Here is a 2,372-nt window from a genome sequence, read left to right as displayed (position 1 = left end):
CCCCCTAGTGTATCTATCTGAGCCTGACGAAAATAACGAGGACTCTTTAGACGCCAGTAACGCTCTCGGGTTTGAATTAATTTTTCCAGGGAAAGCCTCATCTCTTGCCCATTTTCAAAGATGACCTGCAAACGAAAACCATCCAAAGGAACTACCTTTATCGCTTTTAGCCAGGGAGTTTTAATCTGAGAGTTCATGCCATTTCTCCAGTAATTCTACTTGATTATTCAGTATATTTTATTCCCAATAGTTGGAATACTCGCAGTTGATTTTCATATCTGTCGAAAATGATATAGTAAGGTGAGCGCAAATACTGCTCATAAGTTTGCCATTTTGTTGGGGGTTTATTAGCACTTCTTAATGTTTTTCCTAAATCTTCCGCTTCTGTACCTGGTGATAATAATTCTACGATTAAAAATGGAGCGAATCCTTCTTGCCAAATTACGTAACTCAACCGCATATCTTCCGGATCTGTCCCACCCGTCGCTCCGACAACTCCCCCAGTCGCCGAGTTAGTTGGCGAATCACCATGGCGATCGCCTGTTCCTGGCGACCTTCCTCAAGACACTCCGTCCGAATCTCTTGATAAAAACGAGACTGGGTAATATCCGTTTGTTTCAAATCCAGCAACTGCATAATCATCTCCTTCGTCAAATCTGGGAACTTATTTGCTAGTATAGTCTCTATCAAGGAAGACAGATTTTGCTCAAACACCGTCTCCCCCTCAATCTCCCACAAATTAATCACCCGATAGTCCTGATAGGCCCTACAACCCATAATTTCGGACTCATAACAGGAGATCGCAAAGCTCAAGTCGGTTGAAACCGACTGGTTTTGTCGTGAATAGTCGTAGGTTGGGTTGAGGCACGAAACCCAACAAACCAACTGTATATGTATAAATGCGATTGCTAAGCACTCCATACAGGAGATCGCAAAGCTCAAGTCGGTTGAAACCGACTGGTTTTGTCGTGAATAGTCGTAGGTTGGGTTGAGGCACGAAACCCAACAAACCAACTGTATATGTATAAATGCGATTGCTAAGCACTCCATACAGGAGATCGCAAAGCTCAAGTGGGTTAAACCCGACTGGTTTTGTCGTGGGTGATTATTGGTTATAGGTTAAAATTGAGACAGAAAAACCCTGCCACTCGACTCTCGTAGCTGTGGGTGAGTCTGGTTGGTATGAACCGAGATCATATTGAGTAGAGCCTGACGCAGATTTACCTCACTATTACCCCCCTTCAAAATTGGGACAAACAGTAGCAAGGAAGAAGGAATTACCGCTGTTGTCGCAGAAGTTCTGCCTGCTGGTTAGCCCAAGCATAAAAGTCCGCCTCATAATCGACAATTCGCATTGTGTATACCTCAAAAATAGGAGGGGTTGAGAAAACCCACCATCTGTACTTTGTACTTACAAATTAATTCCTTGTTCTGCTATTAATTGTCTTAGTTTAGCTAATTCTGCTTCCGCTAAATCTGCCCGCTGTTTTTCTTGTTTTGCCAGTTGGGTTGCTCTTTCTTCTGGAGTAGGCAACCAATTATTATCTTTATCATACCAACGCAACCATTGTCTGGTTAGTCCTTGATATTCTCCAACCCATAATCCTAAACCCAATTCAGCTTCTTCTAGCCATATTCCTAATCCATTAATAGATAGCGGTTGATAACGGTTCATTACTAAACCAAAACAGTGAAATTCGTTGGTATAACGGTTATAGACAAAATAATAGGGGATTCTTAGAATTTGCTCATATACTGTCCATTTATTAGGGGGTTGATTAACTTCTTGTAAATTTTTACCTAGGTCTTCCTTTTCCGTTCCTGGTGATATTAGTTCTACCACAACAAATGGATATGTTCCTTCACACCAAGTAACATAACTTAATCTTAGTTCTGTTTGTTCATAAAAACGGGATACACCTAAAACTGCAAACCAATCAGGGCGTTTATACCATTGTGTATGCTTACTGTCATAGTATAAATTTAAGTCACTACCTATGAATACATTATCTTTTGGATAAGAAGGTGGACAAAAGGTGCTACGCAATAATTCTGGTTGTAAAAGGTGAAATTCGTCTGGCAAGCCTGGTTCCTCCGGATATTCGCTAGGTAGGTCATACATTGTTGGTAATGTTTCTTGAGGAGGTAATGGCTCATAGCTGGGTTTGCTATACACATCACTTTGATACATTATTAAACATCTCCTGTATTTAATCGCTGTTCCCAAGATTGAATTATATACTTGTCTCTTTAACCATAGTATCTTAAAGCATAACCGCCGATCAATAAATACTCAACCTGTCTTCCCACACCTGGAGACTGTCCCTGGGGGAGACAAGGAATCAATTCCCTGTCTCAAAGCCTAATTCGGT

3 protein-coding genes and 1 pseudogene are annotated in these 2,372 nt (G+C 41.1%); all 4 read right to left on the bottom strand.

Annotated elements, in window-relative coordinates; genetic code table 11:
• Window positions 1–197, bottom strand: a 197-nt coding sequence (locus tag ASL19_RS03220; RefSeq protein ID WP_057177267.1) for a DUF2442 domain-containing protein, incomplete at its 3' end; no start/stop codon positions are given.
• Between the two features lie 35 nt (window positions 198–232).
• Window positions 233–466 (bottom strand): annotated as a pseudogene (locus ASL19_RS03215) (Uma2 family endonuclease); the annotation flags it as partial.
• Entirely contained in the window at window positions 451–531 is an 81-nt protein-coding gene (locus ASL19_RS18470) for a hypothetical protein (RefSeq protein ID WP_235528920.1), read from the bottom strand. The pseudogene ASL19_RS03215 and the gene ASL19_RS18470, both read right to left, overlap by 16 nt.
• An 880-nt stretch (window positions 532–1,411) precedes the next feature.
• A complete protein-coding gene (locus ASL19_RS03205) occupies window positions 1,412–2,191 on the bottom strand; it encodes a Uma2 family endonuclease (RefSeq protein WP_057177265.1) in 780 nt (259 codons plus the stop codon).
• Window positions 2,192–2,372: the final 181 nt, after the last annotated feature.

The sequence above is a fragment of the Cylindrospermopsis sp. CR12 genome, assembly GCF_001432185.1.
GTDB classification, from domain to species: domain Bacteria; phylum Cyanobacteriota; class Cyanobacteriia; order Cyanobacteriales; family Nostocaceae; genus Raphidiopsis; species Raphidiopsis raciborskii.
Note: the sequence above shows the minus strand (reverse complement) of the source record. Positions and strands in the feature narration are given on the sequence as shown.